18 protein-coding genes are annotated in these 14,116 nt (G+C 69.0%); 10 read left to right on the plus strand and 8 right to left on the minus strand.

From position 1 onward, the window contains the following. Nucleotides 1–20 precede the first annotated feature (20 nt). Both D7X32_RS12295 and D7X32_RS12300 read right to left on the minus strand, forming a co-directional pair. Nucleotides 21–758: an endonuclease/exonuclease/phosphatase family protein gene (locus D7X32_RS12295; RefSeq protein ID WP_120602718.1), complete on the minus strand. Its 738-nt coding sequence runs from the start codon at nucleotides 756–758 to the stop codon at nucleotides 21–23. Between the two features lie 121 nt (nucleotides 759–879). Further along, nucleotides 880–1,815, minus strand: a complete 936-nt coding sequence (locus tag D7X32_RS12300) for a bestrophin family protein (protein WP_120602738.1) — start codon at nucleotides 1,813–1,815, stop codon at nucleotides 880–882. A 168-nt stretch (nucleotides 1,816–1,983) separates the two neighbouring features. On the opposite strand from D7X32_RS12300, the gene D7X32_RS12305 reads away from it, so the two are divergent. The 4 genes from D7X32_RS12305 to D7X32_RS12315 all read left to right on the plus strand — a co-directional run bounded on the left by D7X32_RS12305 (nucleotide 1,984) and on the right by D7X32_RS12315 (nucleotide 5,388). Then, the gene (locus D7X32_RS12305; RefSeq protein WP_120602719.1) at nucleotides 1,984–2,655 is read left to right on the plus strand and encodes a proline and serine-rich protein 1 family protein; all 672 of its coding nucleotides are present in this window, start codon (nucleotides 1,984–1,986) and stop codon (nucleotides 2,653–2,655) included. A 64-nt stretch (nucleotides 2,656–2,719) separates the two neighbouring features. Continuing rightward, nucleotides 2,720–3,850 carry a hypothetical protein gene (locus D7X32_RS12310; RefSeq protein ID WP_120602720.1) on the plus strand — a complete coding sequence of 377 codons (1,131 nt, stop codon included), beginning with the start codon at nucleotides 2,720–2,722 and terminating at the stop codon, nucleotides 3,848–3,850. A gap of 217 nt (nucleotides 3,851–4,067) precedes the next feature. After that, complete coding sequence (locus D7X32_RS45425; protein ID WP_158625665.1) at nucleotides 4,068–4,205, plus strand: hypothetical protein; 138 nt, start codon at nucleotides 4,068–4,070, stop codon at nucleotides 4,203–4,205. A gap of 46 nt (nucleotides 4,206–4,251) precedes the next feature. Continuing rightward, nucleotides 4,252–5,388 carry a TPM domain-containing protein gene (locus tag D7X32_RS12315; RefSeq protein ID WP_120602721.1) on the plus strand — a complete coding sequence of 379 codons (1,137 nt, stop codon included), beginning with the start codon at nucleotides 4,252–4,254 and terminating at the stop codon, nucleotides 5,386–5,388. Between the two features lie 13 nt (nucleotides 5,389–5,401). On the opposite strand, the gene D7X32_RS12320 is transcribed toward D7X32_RS12315, so the two are convergent. After that, nucleotides 5,402–6,160 (minus strand): 2OG-Fe(II) oxygenase, encoded by a 759-nt coding sequence (locus D7X32_RS12320; RefSeq protein WP_120602722.1) that lies wholly within the window; start codon nucleotides 6,158–6,160, stop codon nucleotides 5,402–5,404. A gap of 70 nt (nucleotides 6,161–6,230) precedes the next feature. After that, nucleotides 6,231–6,599, minus strand: a complete 369-nt coding sequence (locus tag D7X32_RS12325; protein ID WP_120602723.1) for a hypothetical protein — start codon at nucleotides 6,597–6,599, stop codon at nucleotides 6,231–6,233. Between the two features lie 152 nt (nucleotides 6,600–6,751). Here D7X32_RS12325 and D7X32_RS12330 point away from each other — a divergent pair, with 152 nt between their 5' ends. The 3 genes from D7X32_RS12330 (at nucleotide 6,752) to D7X32_RS12340 (ending at nucleotide 8,268) form a co-directional block, all read left to right on the plus strand. Next, complete coding sequence (locus tag D7X32_RS12330) at nucleotides 6,752–7,105, plus strand: BP74-related protein (RefSeq protein WP_120602724.1); 354 nt, start codon at nucleotides 6,752–6,754, stop codon at nucleotides 7,103–7,105. A gap of 63 nt (nucleotides 7,106–7,168) precedes the next feature. Then, nucleotides 7,169–7,948, plus strand: coding sequence for an SRPBCC domain-containing protein (locus D7X32_RS12335; RefSeq protein WP_120602725.1), 780 nt, complete (start codon nucleotides 7,169–7,171; stop codon nucleotides 7,946–7,948). A 74-nt stretch (nucleotides 7,949–8,022) separates the two neighbouring features. Further along, nucleotides 8,023–8,268: a hypothetical protein gene (locus D7X32_RS12340; protein ID WP_147450121.1), complete on the plus strand. Its 246-nt coding sequence runs from the start codon at nucleotides 8,023–8,025 to the stop codon at nucleotides 8,266–8,268. 27 nt (nucleotides 8,269–8,295) lie between these two features. Here D7X32_RS12340 and D7X32_RS12345 read toward each other — a convergent pair whose 3' ends face one another. After that, nucleotides 8,296–9,021, minus strand: coding sequence for a DUF2306 domain-containing protein (locus D7X32_RS12345; RefSeq protein WP_120602727.1), 726 nt, complete (start codon nucleotides 9,019–9,021; stop codon nucleotides 8,296–8,298). Between the two features lie 139 nt (nucleotides 9,022–9,160). Here D7X32_RS12345 and D7X32_RS12350 point away from each other — a divergent pair, with 139 nt between their 5' ends. Both D7X32_RS12350 and D7X32_RS12355 read left to right on the plus strand, forming a co-directional pair. Beyond that, entirely contained in the window at nucleotides 9,161–10,324 is a 1,164-nt protein-coding gene (locus D7X32_RS12350; RefSeq protein WP_120602728.1) for a sensor histidine kinase, read from the plus strand. Beyond that, nucleotides 10,321–10,968: a response regulator gene (locus D7X32_RS12355; protein ID WP_120602729.1), complete on the plus strand. Its 648-nt coding sequence runs from the start codon at nucleotides 10,321–10,323 to the stop codon at nucleotides 10,966–10,968. Before D7X32_RS12350 ends, D7X32_RS12355 begins: the two co-directional genes overlap by 4 nt. 36 nt (nucleotides 10,969–11,004) lie before the next feature. Here the strand turns inward: D7X32_RS12355 and D7X32_RS12360 are convergent, their stop codons facing one another. Together D7X32_RS12360 and D7X32_RS12365 are read right to left on the minus strand one after the other, a co-directional pair. Further along, nucleotides 11,005–11,376 carry a hypothetical protein gene (locus D7X32_RS12360; RefSeq protein ID WP_120602730.1) on the minus strand — a complete coding sequence of 124 codons (372 nt, stop codon included), beginning with the start codon at nucleotides 11,374–11,376 and terminating at the stop codon, nucleotides 11,005–11,007. A 2-nt stretch (nucleotides 11,377–11,378) separates the two neighbouring features. After that, nucleotides 11,379–12,098 (minus strand): hypothetical protein, encoded by a 720-nt coding sequence (locus D7X32_RS12365; RefSeq protein WP_120602731.1) that lies wholly within the window; start codon nucleotides 12,096–12,098, stop codon nucleotides 11,379–11,381. Nucleotides 12,099–12,249: 151 nt separating this feature from the next. Here D7X32_RS12365 and D7X32_RS45430 point away from each other — a divergent pair, with 151 nt between their 5' ends. Beyond that, complete coding sequence (locus D7X32_RS45430; RefSeq protein WP_158625666.1) at nucleotides 12,250–12,390, plus strand: hypothetical protein; 141 nt, start codon at nucleotides 12,250–12,252, stop codon at nucleotides 12,388–12,390. A 32-nt stretch (nucleotides 12,391–12,422) separates the two neighbouring features. Here D7X32_RS45430 and D7X32_RS12370 read toward each other — a convergent pair whose 3' ends face one another. Beyond that, nucleotides 12,423–14,063: a serine hydrolase domain-containing protein gene (locus tag D7X32_RS12370; RefSeq protein ID WP_120602732.1), complete on the minus strand. Its 1,641-nt coding sequence runs from the start codon at nucleotides 14,061–14,063 to the stop codon at nucleotides 12,423–12,425. Nucleotides 14,064–14,116: the final 53 nt, after the last annotated feature.

Below are 14,116 nucleotides of genomic sequence, written 5' to 3' on the forward strand. Positions count from 1 at the left end.
GCGTCCTTCGGGGGCCCGGCTCAGTACTGGACCGTCGCGGTGTAGGCGAAGTGGTCGGAGCCGTACTTCTCCAGACGCTCGGCGGGACCGGTGCCGATGCCCACGCTGACGTAGATTTGATCGATGGGCACGCCGCTGACGCCCGCCGTGTTCAGGTGGTTCATCCCAGGGATGTCCTGCGACAGCGGGCGGTTGAAGTCACCCACCAGCACGACGGGCAGACCCCGGCCGCGCAGGTCGGCGACCACCTCATGCACCACGGCGTTGTGCGTCCGCCAGCGCTCCTGGCGCTCGGGGTGCTCGCCGTTCCAGGCGCCGGAGATGTAGTGCGTGTTGACGAACGCCAGCTTCGCGCCGGTCGCGATGTTCTTCAGCACCACCCAGTTCACGAAGCGAGACGGCGTCACCCCGGCCTCACCGCCGTGCGTGAGCCGGGAGCCGTCGCCCGTCTTCTCGAACTTGTTCTTGCGCCAGGAGATGGCGATGGAGTTGCGCGCGTCCAGCCGGTCATCTCCGGGCCGGAAGTGGTCGTAGTACTCCATCGCTCCCAGCTTGGAATGACCCTCCGCGGTGTCCACCTCCTGCCAGCCGATGATGTCCGCGAGCGGCTTGAGGTTCGCCTGCCCGTGCAACGTGTTGTGCGTCGCGACCGTGGTCGTCGTGACGGCGAGCGCCGCTGTCTGCTCCGAAGAGGAAGAGGGCAGAAGCCCCAGGGAGAGCAGCAGGCTGAGGACGGTGGAGGACAGGAGCTTGAGCATGGGTCCCTCGGAAGCGTGCGCCAGGTCATTCCTGGCGCAGCCGAGGGAAGCTAGCAAAAGCCGCATTATTGGAAAATATGACGTGGAATGTTTCTGTGCTGAAGGCGTCAGGGGACCGCTGCTATCCGAGGATGAAGTCCTTGGGGCGCAGCGGCTCGGGCTGGGGCTCCCCCAGCGCTTCCAGCAGGTTGATCTCCGCCGTGCGGGTCATCGCGAGCAGGGGCAGGTCGTTGGGTGCGTTCCCGAAGGGCTCCTCCAGCTCTTCGCTCAGAACGTCCAGGCCGAAGAAGGTGTAGGCAATCATTGCCGACAGCACGGGCGTGAACCAACCCATGGACTCGGCGAGCCCGAACGGCAGCAGCAGGCAGAAGAGGTAGGCGGTGCGGTGCAGGAGCACCGTGTAGGCAAAGGGCAGGGGCGTGAGCCGGATGCGCTCGCACGCGGTGAACACGCTCATCATGGCGTGCACCCGTTCGTTCAAGGCACCCCAGGTGATGTCGGTGAGCCGGCCCTCCCGGAGCAGACTGGCCAGCTCCAGCTGGTGCTCACGCAGGATGGCATTCGGGCGGTTGCCGCTGCCCAGGACGCGCGAGCGTTCAGGGTCCATGAGGTAGCGGCCAATGTCCTCCCCGGCGTCGAGTCCCCGCAGGTGCGCGGCGAGTGCGTAGGGGAAGGCGATGGTGCGGTGCACCAGCCGCCGCGCCGCCTGCCGCCCCGCGACGGGCAGTTCGGCGCGCCCGTCGTCCAGCAGCGCGATGGCCGCGTGGGTGAAGGCGCGCACCTCGATGATGAGCGCGCCCCACTGCTTCCGGCCCTCCCACCACCGGTCGTAGCAGGCGTTGTTTCGGAATCCGAGAAAGATGGAGAGCGCGATGCCGAGCAGCGACAGGGGCGCGGGCGACGTGACGGGGAGCCGCAGGTAGCCCTGTTTGAGCGTCAGGACGACGAGCGATGCGAGCGCCGCGACCCCCAGCACGTGAGGCAGGACGCGCGGCAGGATGGTGCCGCGCACGACGAAGAGGAGCCGGAGGAAGCCAGGGCGGGGACGGACAATCACGAGCGCAGTCTCGTGCCCCAAATTCTCAGATGTCGCAAGTGCGGTGCGGTGCGTTTCCAGACCTGGGAGACGTGAATAATTTCGCCGGAGGTGCGTGGAGACGAAGGCGCGGCGGCAACGTTCACCGTTCCGACCGCACTGAACCCGCTTCCCACACCAGGACTCACCATGAACCGCATCGTCCGTGCCGTGCTCGTCTCGTCCCTGTTCGCCTCGTCCGCCAGCTTCGCGCAGGACGCGGAGATCAACATGCAGGTGGATGTCGATGATCAGGACATGCCCTCCGCGCGCATCAAGATGAAGACGACGACGAACGTGGACGGCGAGGAGACCACCACCGTGAAGGTGCGCGGCGGCGGCGCGCGGATGGACGTCCGCGTGACGGGTGGGACGATGGAGACGGAGCACCGGACGGAGACCCACGAGACCCGGATGGAGCCCCGCATGGAGCGCCGGCCGGAGCACCGGCCGGAGGCGCCGGTGGCCGCCGAGCCCGCGTACCGCGACTGTGGCACGCGTGCGGACGAGGGCTGCACGATGCGGCGGGATGGACAGTTCCCGATGGACGCCACCACCTGGAGCGGCTTCTACCAGTCGCTCAAGAGCGAGCGGAACGAGATCGTCCGCCAGGAGAAGGCGGAGAAGATGCTCACGCGGGTCTACCTGACCGCGGCGCAGTTCGGCATGGTGCTGGACCTGTTCAACAATGAGATCACCCGCCTGGAGGTGGCGAAGGTCGCCGCGCCGCACGTGGTGAACCCGCAGCACGCGCTGGGCTTCTCCTCCAAGTGGCGCAACTCCATCAGCGGCAGCGAGTACACGGACATCATCACCCAGTAGTCCGAGCGGCCGCGCTCGTGTCGGGTGCATCGCCGCCCTAGACTGCCTCCTTCCTGGAGGCTGAATGCACCCGAAGAGACTTCACCGGTTCCCCGCGTCCACGCTGCTGTCGCTGGCCGCGGGGTTCGCGCTGGTGTGCGCCGCGGGCTGTTCGAGCGATGACGGCGTGGACGTCCCCAACCCGCTGACCAACCCCAAGGACGGGCCTCCCGCCGGCAATCCGAACGCGGAGGCCACGTGCAGCGTGCCCGCCGAGGCGGGACTCGCGGACGTCTCCCGGCCCACCAGCGTCGTCGGGATGGGAACGCCGGCCAGCTGTAACGCGGACGCCTTCGTCAACGCCGTGGCGAAGGGTGGGGTCATCACCTTCGACTGCGGCCCGGAGCCCGTCGTCATCACGCTGGACCGGACGGCGAAGGTCTTCAACGACAAGGGCCCGGAGATCGTCATCGACGGCAAGGGACTGGTGACGCTCAGCGGGGCGGGCAAGCACCGCATCCTGTACATGAACACCTGCGACCAGGCCCAGGTGTGGACGACCTCCCACTGCCAGGACCAGGACCACCCCCGGCTCACGCTCCAGAACCTCACCTTCGTGGACGCCAGCTCCAAGAGCGAGAAGGAGTACGACGGAGGCGGGGCGGTCTGGGTGCGAGGCGGGCGGGTGAAGGTCATCAACTCCCGCTTCTTCAACAATGCGTGCGCGGACACCGGGCCCGACGTCGGGGGCGGCGCGCTGCGCGTGTTCGACCAGTACGACGACCAGCCCGTCTACGTGGTGAACACGACCTTCGGCGGCAAGGAAGGCTATGGCGGTGTCTGCTCCAACGGCGGCGGCATCAGCAGCATCGGGGTGTCGTGGACCGTCATCAACAGCCTCTTCTCCCACAACCGGGCCATCGGCAACGGGGCCAATCCCGCCAGTCCGGGCACGCCGGGTGGAGGCAGCGGCGGGGCCATCTACAACGATGGCAACACGATGACGCTGTCGCTCTGCGGCACGCGGATCGAGCAGAACGAGGTCAACGCCCACGGCAGCGCCATCTTCTTCGTGAGCAATGACCACTCAGGTGACATCCGCATCGACCGCTCGGTCATCCAGAACAACAAGGGCGGCTCCTGGTACGAGACGTATCCCCAGATCTCGAACCACGCGGACACGCCCATCCGCGTCACCAACTCCACGATTGAGTGACGGGCGGCCCTGGTGGTTGGCCAATGCGTTTCAGTATGCTCCGTCCCGGTCTTGTGCGGATGGCCGGGGGGCTCATGCCGAACCAACGTGAGTGGGTGTTTGGAGCGCATCGGGCGCACTTCGAGGAGCCCGATGTCTTGTGGGTCCACTTCAAGGGCGCCACGGGCCTGGAGGATGCGAAGCGCCTGCTCTCCATCGTGCAGGAGCGCGCTTGCAGATGGCGAGCGCCAAGGCCGTCGCGTTCGCGATCTACCTCACGGGGAGATTGAAGGGAGACGTCGAGTTCGTCACGAGCAGGCAGGCCGCGCGCGAGCTCCTCGAACGCAAGCGCGCGAAGGCGGCAGTGGCCCGCTGAACCCGGTGCTCTTCGTAGCGCCGAGCGCTCTGTTACATTTGAAGCCATGCGCGCATGGCTGTGTTTCGTGATGCTGTTCTGCGCCCTCGGCACTCCGGCCCTGGGCGTCACGGTGGAGTCTGTTCCGAGGCCCGCCGGGGGCTCCTGGACGGTGGACCTCACGCGGGCCCACGTCCTCACGCCAGCGGTCCGGGCGGAGGTCGACCAGCTGGCTCATTCGCTGAACGACCGCGGGCTGGGCCAGCTCATGGTGGTGATGGTGGACACCACGTCGTCCAGGCCATCACGTGAGTTCGCGCTGGCGCTCTTCAACCGCTGGGGCATCGGCCATGCCGGGCGGGACGACGGCGCGCTGCTCTTCATCGCGTATTCCGACCGCAAGGTGGAGATCCTCCTCGGAGACGGGATCGATGAGCCCGCCGACAAGCAGGCCAGCGACGCGGTGATGGCGGAGCGCATCGTGCCCGCCTTCAAGCGGCGCGACCCGAACGGGGCCGTGCGCGAGGGCGCGCAAGGCCTGAAGGAGCTCATCGAGAACTCGCGGCTCAACAATCCCGGTGCCGCCGACCCGAGCACCGCCAGCGACCTGGAAGGCCAGGCCCCGGTGTCGCAAGGAGCCGTGACCATCGTGCAGTCCTCCGTGAGCCCGCCGGACGAGTCCTCGTCGCAGCCGGACATCGGCTACTTCGCGGGCGGCGCGGGCGTCCTCGGCGCGGTAGGGCTGGCTGGCCGTGCCTGGCTCCGCCGTCGTCCGCGCAAGTGCCGGGCGTGCGGCACCCCGCGGGCACGGCTCGACGAGGCGCGGGACGATGCCCACCTGGACCCGGGCCAGCGGAAGGAGGAGTCGCTGGGCTCGGTGGACTACGACGTCTGGTGGTGTGAGTCGTGCGAGGACGGGACCGTCGAGCGCTATGGCCGGTTCTTCTCCGGCTTCGCGCGCTGCAAGCGGTGCCGCTACGTGACGGCGAAGGAGACCTCGCGGACGCTGCGAAGCGCGACGTACGACCATGGTGGCGAAGTGGAAGTGACGGCGCGCTGTACGCACTGCGACCACGTCACCACCTCGCGCCACAGCACGCCGCGACGCACCCGGCCCTCGTCGTCGAGCTCCTCCAGTTCCTCCCGCTCATCGTCGTCCGGAGGCGGGCGCTCTTCGGGAGGCGGCTCCAGCGGAAGCTGGTAGCGGCGAGGGGCGTTCAGGAACGCGTTGGCGCCCAGAGGGCGCTGTGGGCTTCCGGCGCGTCCGGGGACGCCTCCGCCGTGTAGAAGTAGGCCGCGACCGTGGCCCGGCCCCGTCCCTCGGGACACGCCAGCGCGGCGGGGTGGCCGTGCCAGTGGGTGTCGCCATGGGCCATCACGACCAGCCGGTCGAGGACCGGCGCGATGCGGGCCTCGCACCGGGAGAGGTCGGCGTTCCACAACTCCAGGTCTCCGCCCCAGGAGGGCTCCCAGCCCGGGTTCAGGTAATACAGCACGGTGAGCCGCCGCGAGAGGGCACGGGTGCGATCGCGGTTGAAGTCCGCGTGCAGCGCCAGATGGCCCCCGCGCAGCGTGAGGTGCAGCCCGGCGCCCCGGAAATGCGGATCCGCGATGAGCCCCTTGATGCCGGTGAGGGTCTCCAGGAAGTCCAGGAACGACATGCCCGATAACTCCGCGAGCAGGTGCCGGAGGGCCCCGTGCACCCCGTCGAAGGCCTTGCGTTGGAGCTGTCCCAGACGCGCCGCCTGCTCCGGGTGATCCCTCCGCAACCAGGGGGCCCCGGTCGCGCCCGGAAAGACGCCGGCCAGTTCCGTCGCCAGCCGTTCGCCCAGGAAGCCATCGATGACGGCGTGGGGATGGGGCCGCGCGGCGCCGTAGGTGTCGCGATGCGCCAGCCCGAGCGAGCGGAGCGCCGTCCGGCTGAGGAAGAAGCTCGGCCCCAGCAAGGGGCCTTCTTCGAAGGTTGCGACGCTCACGGGACCTCGTCTGCTCGGGTTGCCGACGTTCGATGATGGCATGCGCGCGGAAGGCCCGTCTCCTCCGGTCTCACCCGGGGGCGCCGCCTTCGGTCTCCAGGAGGGCCGCGAGGAACAACGCATACGTCAGCTCGGCGACGGGCCGTCGCTCCCGCCGGGCCTGGAGGCGCAGCGCCTTGGGCAGGGAGCAGGGCTTGCCCCGTTCACCGTCGCGCAGCTGGACATAGCCTCGCGGGGAGTAGCCCAGCACCTGCCAGCCCATTCCACACAGCGCCCGGCTGAGGTCGTCGGTGAGCTGGTGGTGGATGGCGCGCGCGATGGGGACGGGGCGGAAACGCTCGCTCGACCAGCCTTCCGTGTCCTCGCGCCAGCCACGCGCGCGCAGGTAGTTCACCTTGCGCGCAAGCGACAGTCCGCCGACGTGGCGCTCGAGCTTCATGGGCCTCCTCGGGACCGGGCGCCGGGCATCCGCGGGCCGGGAGTCCCTTTCCTCGCACTGCCAGCTTCCTCACACAAGGCACCGTCCCCCATCCGATGGGTAGGGCAGGTCCAATCCGTTACATGGAGCCCCCACCTCAAAGGAGATGCCCGATGGCCACCGCCACCCGATTCGCGTTCACCCAGCCCAGCTCGCCTGGGGTTGAATTCATCATTGAGCTGACGGATGAGGCGACGATTGCCCATGCGCGGCGAATCCTCTCTGGAGCCGAGAAGAACGAGGTTCACGTCCACGGGCGCATCATCAAGCGGTCCGTCCCCTACAATCCGAAATTCTCGTTCCACATCGACCCCCAGACCATCCGGTTCTTCCAGATGGCCATCGAGGTATGCGACGCCAACATGGTCTACGTCGAGGACCATCTGGACGAAGCAGGCGGCGCGTTCCTGCCCGGCAATCACTGGTGCCCGTGGGACTCGAGGCTGACGCGTGAACTGAAGGAGTAAGCGGCGCGCCGCGGCTTCAGCTTCTGCTAAGTCGGGACGAAACGCCCCGGAGGTCTGAAGACCATGGCCACGAAGACCCGAGTCCCGCAGACGGTCGACGCCTACCTGGCGGGCCTGGAGGACCCCACGGTGAAGAAGACCCTGGGGGCCCTGCGGACGCAGCTGCGGAAGCTGCTCCCCAAGGCCACCGAGTCGATCAGCTACCGGATGCCCACCTTCAAGGTCGACGGGGACGCCGTGGCGGGCTTCGCGTTCTTCAAGAACCACTGCGGCTATTACCCCTTCAGCGGCGGCGTGGTGCCGGCGCTGAAGTCGGAGCTGGACGGGTACGCCACGTCGAAGAGCGGGGTCACCTTCCCGCCAGACCGGCCACTCCCCGCGAAGCTGGTGAAGACGCTGGTGCAGGCGCGGCTCGCGGAGATCGCCACGCGAGCGAAGAAGCCAGCGGCCGCGAAGAAGTCAGCCACCACGGGCTTCCAGGTGGGAGTGGTGCGCACGCTGCCGATGACGGCCCCCGCGCTGTGGGAGTGGGTCACGACGCAGCCGGAGCGCTGGCTGGGCCCGGGCGCGAAGCTGAAGGCCGAAGCGGGAGGGCAATACGAGGTCCCCAAGCGCCGGGGGGCCGCAGGCGTGCGCGAAGAGGTCCGGGTCGTGAAGCCCGGGCAACGCCTCCGCATGACCTGGCAGCCAGACGGCTGGAAGAAGCCGGCGACGTTGCAGCTCACGGTGATGCCGAAGACGAAGGGCGCCTCCCTCCACGTGCACATGGAGAAGCTGCCGGACGCGGAGGCCCGTGAGGCCATGCGGGAGCGCTGGTCGAAGGTCCTCTCCCAGGTCGCATAGGGGCCCCCTGGTCTGTCGTTGAGAGTCTGACTATCCTGGCAAGGCTTCACAAACCTTCGAACCAGGAAAAACCCATGCGAGTGGCAATCATTGCCGGGCTGATGGCGGTCGGACTGCTGGCGGGCTGTGGCGGCGCGGAAGAGATGGACGCGACGGTCAGCCCGGAGGAGCAGGGGCAGGTCGAACAAGGTGTGACGCATTGGGAATGCGTCAATGACTGTGATTCGAAGTGGTTCTACTGCGTCTATGGCGGCGGTGGCACCCCGCGGCCCACCTGCGACAGCTACAAGGCGTTCTGCATCTCCCAGTGTCCTCCCTGACAGGACGACATCTGGGATTGCAGGGGCTCAGCTCGCGCGAGCGGACCGTGCCTGACCTGGAATGTCCCGGCCTGTCGCCGCCGGGGCCTTCCGGGCGAAGCGCTGGCGGTAGTAGCGCGTCCACAGATTCAGTCCCAACACGCCCACCACCGTGGGGCCCAGGAAGACCGCAAGCTGCAGGCCGTCGATGCCAAGGTGTCTGGCGTTCACCACCAGGGCGGCGGTGATGGTGCCGATGCCCGAGGCCACCATGGCGCCCATGTGCTGGAACCACCAGTGCATCCGCTCCTGGGGCGGCCGCAGCCAGTACCACAGGCCGCCCGACCCGGAGAGGATGCCCACCGGCCCGAAGCCCCACAACAGCGGCACGTCCATCCGCAGTCCGTACGCCACCGTGAAGAGCCCCATGCACAGCAGCAGCGTGGACAGCCCCACGTCCAGCGGGTGCGTGCTCGCCCCCGTGCGCGTCTTCGTCCGCAGCACGCGCACCCCCATGGACGCGGAGGCCGCGCTCAGCACCGCGATGTAGACGAAGAAGAGGGCGATGGGCTGCTCGCGAGGTGCCTGGAGGAAGCGCCATCCGGAGATGACCAGCGCGGAGATCGCCGCGGCGATCATCGCGCCCACGTAGACCCAGCCCACGCGCCGGTGCAGGGCGCCTCCCTTGCGCGCGACCAGGGGCAGCCAGAGCGTGATGAACGCGACGACTCCCGAAGCGATGTGGAGCCAGCGGGCGAGCAGATAGAGCGACATGGGCGTCTCCGGCGTGCTGCGAGTCCGAAAAGCACGGTACGCGCCGGCGCGTGTGCCTCCATCTGGCGGAAGTCACACGGGCCGCATGTGACTTCCGGCACATGGCCCCTGCGCCACGGGTGTCCTACGGTCTGCCTCCATGCCCGAGCGGTTCCCCGTGGCCAAGCCCGCCACCACCCATCGCCTGCTGCTCGTCGCCGGGATGCTGACCTGGGCCGTGGTCGGCTTCGCGCACATCGAAGACCTCGCGCGTGAACCCGCGCGGTGGCTGGCCCCGGACACGCTGTCGTGGGGCATCGCGCTCCTCACCTTCGGCGGGACCTTCTGGTTCCAGTCGCGTGAGCAGGGCAGGGCAGAGATGCCGCTGCTCGTGGCGCAGACGGTCTCGGCGCTCGTCTGCCTGGCCACGGGGGAGAGCGGGCTGGACGGGGCGCTGCTCGCCATCACCGCCGGGCAGGTCCCGGAGATCCTCCCCCAGCGCCGGGCGCTGGCGTGGGTGGGGGCCCAGGTGGGGGGCATGCTGGTCGTGTTCGCGGTCCAGCGCCCGCCCGTCCAGGCCCTGGTGCAGACGCTCATCTACACCGGCTTCCAGGGCTTCACGTTCGGCACGGCGCTGGTGATGGTCCGCGAGGCGGAGGCCCGCCGCGAGCTGGCCCGCGTCCACGCGGAGCTCCAGGCCACCCAGGTGCTGCTCGCCCACCGCGAGCGCGAGGGCGAACGGCTGCGCATCGCCCGCGAGCTGCACGACTCCGTGGGGCACCACCTCACCGCGCTCAGCCTCAACCTGGAGGCCGCCGCGCACACCGCGAAGGACCCCGCCTCCACCGAACACCTGCGCCGCGCCCGCGAGGCGGCCCGCACGCTCCTGTCCGAGGTGCGGGGAACGGTGACGGCGCTGCGCGATGCGCCCATGCCCCTGCTGCCGTCGCTGCGAGCACTCGCGGACGGCGTCCCAGGGCTCGCCGTCCACCTGGAGGTCCCCGAGGCGCTCGCCCTGGAATCCTCCGAAGCGGCGCACTCGCTGTTCCGCTGCGTGCAGGAGGTCCTCACCAATACGCTGCGCCATGCCGGGGCCCGCAACCTGTGGATCACCATCGTGCCCACCGGCGACGGCGGCGTGCGGGTGCACGCGCGGGACGACGGTGGCGGCGCGGCGCGGGTGACGCCCGGCTCGGGGCTCACCGGCATGCGGGAGCGGTTCACGCGGCTGGGGGGGCGCGTGGAATGGCGCGCGGCGGCGGGGCAGGGGCTGGAGCTGGAGGCGTGGTTGCCGGCCACACCGGAGAGTGGGGTGGGCACGTGAGCACCCTCCGCCTGGTGCTCGCGGATGATCACGCCCTGGTGCGCCAGGGGCTGCGCAGCCTGTTGGAGCTCACGCCCGACCTGCGGGTGGTGGGCGAGGCCGCCGACGGCGAGGAGGCGCTGCGCAAGGTCGCGGAGCTGAATCCGGACGTGGTGTTGATGGACGTGCGCATGCCGCGCATGACGGGGCTGGAGGCCCTGCGCGCGCTGCGCCGCACGGATCCGGACCGCCGCGTGGTGCTCCTCACCACCTTCGACGAGGACGCCGCCCTCATCGAGGCGCTCCGCGCGGGAGTGCAGGGCTTCCTCCTCAAGGATGTGTCACTGGAGGAACTGGCGGAGGCCATCCGGCGCGTCGCCTCCGGTCAGACGTTGCTGCCACCCGGCATCGCGGAGCGCGTGGCGCGCGGCATGGCCGAACTGCCCCGCGACTTCCCGCACGCGGACCTGCCGGAGGGCCTCACCCGCCGCGAGGTGGAGGTGCTGCGCCTCATCGCGCGGGGGATGAGCAACCGGGAGATCGCCGATGCGCTCGGGACGGCGGAGGGGACGGTGAAGAACCAGACCTCCAGCATCCTCTCCAAGCTGGGCGTGAGGGATCGCACCCGCGCCGTGCTCCGCGCCATGGAGCTGGGCTGCCTCTAGCGCCCCCATGCCGTTCGAGTTGCCCGCGCGCCCGCGTCAGCGCGTCTTCTGCTGGTACGCCTTCACCAGCGCGTTCATGCGCCGCCCGCTCGGGTCCTCCCTGCGGGGATCCGCGACGACGAGCACCCACTTGCCCGAGACCACCGCGGAGCCGACGGCGTCTCCGATGAGGGCCCAGCCGGCCTCCTCCGCCTTCCTGGCCTGCTCCGCGCCGTCGAAGAGGCACACCGTGGCCTCCAGGCCGCTCACCTTGCCGGCCTGGCACTTGCCGCCGGGCAGCTTCTCGCCGACGTCGGTGAAACCGGAGGGCGACTCACCCGCCGCCTTCCACGCGTCCAGCACCTCGTTCGCGTTGCTGGAGCAGCCCGCCAGCAGCAGGGCGCCCAGCGCGAGTCCCATGCGCCGCATGCTCAGTCCCGTCCCTTATGCTTGTGTTTGTTCTTCTTGTGCTTGCCGTGGTCATGGTCATGGCCATGGTGATGGTCGTCATCGTCGTCGTCCCGGATGATGATGACCTCGCGTGAGGGCGGAGGCGGCCTGCCACCGACCCTCACGTCCACGTCCACGTTCACGCCCACCTGGATGATGGGGCCGTGGTACTGGGGCGGCGGCGCGAACGTCACCACCGGACGCGGCACGTTCCAGCCGCGATAGACCGTGTTGACCCGCACGAGCTTCGGGTTCTCCCGCCGGTACTCATCGGGGTACTCACCCGCGTAGTAGTGGACGTCCTCCTTGTCGACGAACTCCTGGCGCGGTGGCGGCTCGTAGGCGTGGTAGTGCGGCCCGTCGTGGTAGCAGTACTCCACCACGTCCACGTCCACGTCGATGTCGACCAGCACGTTGAGCACCACCGGATGGTGCCCGTAGTAGGAGTGCCGGGGGCCCTCGTAGCCGAAGGGCGTGGGGTCTCCGATGAAGACGTAGACGTTGTCGCGCGTGCGGTAGAGCGTGTCCGCGTACAACGGCGCGGCGGAGTGCACGTGCGGCGACTCGAGGTGGCACAGCCCGTCCCGGGGCTGCCCGGTGCGCGGGTGCATTCCCGCGTACCTCCACTGCTTCGCCTCGGCCGCGCTGGCGGCCATGAGCAGCAGCGCCGTGGCCAGTAGGGCCAGATTCCTGTGTGACATGGTGGGGGTCTCCCTGGAGACGGGCACGCTCCAGCCACTCCCTGACCCGGCCCCCCCGGGGTCGATCACATCCGGGAGCACGGCCCGCACCCGCTGTGTCCGTGGAGGTGCTCCACGCGCATCCTGGCGACAGCAGACGCGAAACATTGCGGTGCCGCGACACTCAGCGCCCGGTGTGCTTCGCGGCCCGCTCGGTGCCACCTACGCGTTCGACCTCTCCTCGGGGCCCAAGCTGCCGAAGAGCCAGCAGGACCTGCGTCCGCCCAAGCCCGCGCCGCGCCGCCGCCGCTGAGCAAGGGGCCGCCTCGACTTTCGAACCTGCCCCTAGCGCGGCTTCCGCTCGAACCGCAGGTCACCGAAGACGAAGCCGGTCACCTGCTTGGACTCATCGCGGGTCAGGCGGAGCAGACCCCGGGGCGTGTTGAACGCATCGGCGAAGGTCGCCTCGAGCGGATGGGTTCCCAGCGCCCGTCCCTTCAGGGCCGCCTTCCCGTCCTTGAGTTCGATGCGCCAGGTCACATCCAGCTCCGGGCTGTAATACGCCCCCACCAGTTGCTTCCAGGCGTCGTCGGAGAGCGGCGCTGCCGGCTGCTTCCGCTGGAAGAGCGTCCGGATCTCCTGGCTGCGCAAGAGGGTCATCTGCTCGCCCTCGAAGGTGAGCGTCAACGGAGCCCCCTCCACCTCGAAGCGGTCGCCCCCCGCTGCTCGCAGGGGGAGCGCTCGCCCCGGGAAGGCGAGCTCCAGCTTGCCGTCCTGCTGGCGGATGCTCAAAACGCGCTGGCCGTCCTCGTCGTAATAGAGCCCGGCGTACCGGGCGGAATCCCCGCTCGCGGGCTCCGGCGCGCCCGATGCGGCCTTCTCCTCCTGTTCGGCCGCCTGCAAGGCATTGCCCAGGACCAGGTCCGCCACGCGCTCGGCGAGATCCGGTCTCATGTCCGCCCGGTTGCAGAGGATGGCGATGGAGAGGTGTTGCGCGGGGAAGCGCATCAACGCGGCGCGATAGCCTCCCCAGGCCCCGGAGTGATGGACGCGTTGCGCTCCGCGGTAGGTGTCCAGGAACAGTCCCCGGCCATAGCCCGTGCTGGCTCCCGAGCTCAGGGTTCCGCGCGTCTGCAACCCGTCGATGAGAGCGCTCCCGCCCACTTTGGCGGTGGAGAAGTTCTCCTCCCATTTGACCAGCTCGGTGACGCTGGTCTGGACCTGGCCGTCGCCGAGCTGGTTCCAGTTCGACATGTCCAGCTGATACGCGCCCTTTCCGGCAGGGGAGTAGGCCGTGGCGCGGCCGGGAACGACGGCCGTGTGGTCGTCACGGAAGTGGCTCCGGGTCATCCCCAGCGGCTGGAAGAGCCGCTCCTTCGCGAACACGGCCAGGCTCTTGCCCGTGACGCGCTTCACGATGAGCGACGCCAGGAAGTAGCCACTGTTGCTGTATTCAAACCGCGTCCCGGGCTTGAACCTCAGCGCACGCTGGCGGGCGATGACGTCCAGGGCGTCGTCGTCATCCGTGACGTCCTCGTAGTGATAGCCCTTGAAGAAGAGCAGGCCGTTGTAGTCACGCAGTCCGCTCGTATGGTGGAGCAGGTGGTCGACGGTGATGGGCGTCCCGTAGTCTGGGATTTCAGGCAGGTACTTCCGGATGTCATCCGTCAGCGCGAGCTTTCCCTCATGGGCCAGCAGCACGAGGCTCGCGGCGGTGAACTGCTTCGAGACCGAGCCGATGTCGAACAGGGTCGTGGGGGTGATGGGCGTGCCCTGATTCAGGTCCGCCGTGCCGTAGCCCCGGGAGTAGAGGAGCTTGCCGTCCTGGGAGATGCCAAGGGCACAGCCGGGGCTCGAAGGGCTGTTGTAGGCCTTGAACACCGCGTCGATGCGGGCCGGTTGGATGCGGAGGGGCGAAGGCGTGGCGGCGAGGGCTGGCAGCGCCGCCATGAGCCCGACGACCGTGAAGCGCAGCGAGGCGTGCATGGGGTTCTCTTGGGCTGCCTCTTATACACATCTCCGAGCCCACGAGACGCTCA

Origin of the sequence: Corallococcus carmarthensis (assembly GCF_003611695.1) — a bacterium.
GTDB lineage: Bacteria > Myxococcota > Myxococcia > Myxococcales > Myxococcaceae > Corallococcus > Corallococcus carmarthensis.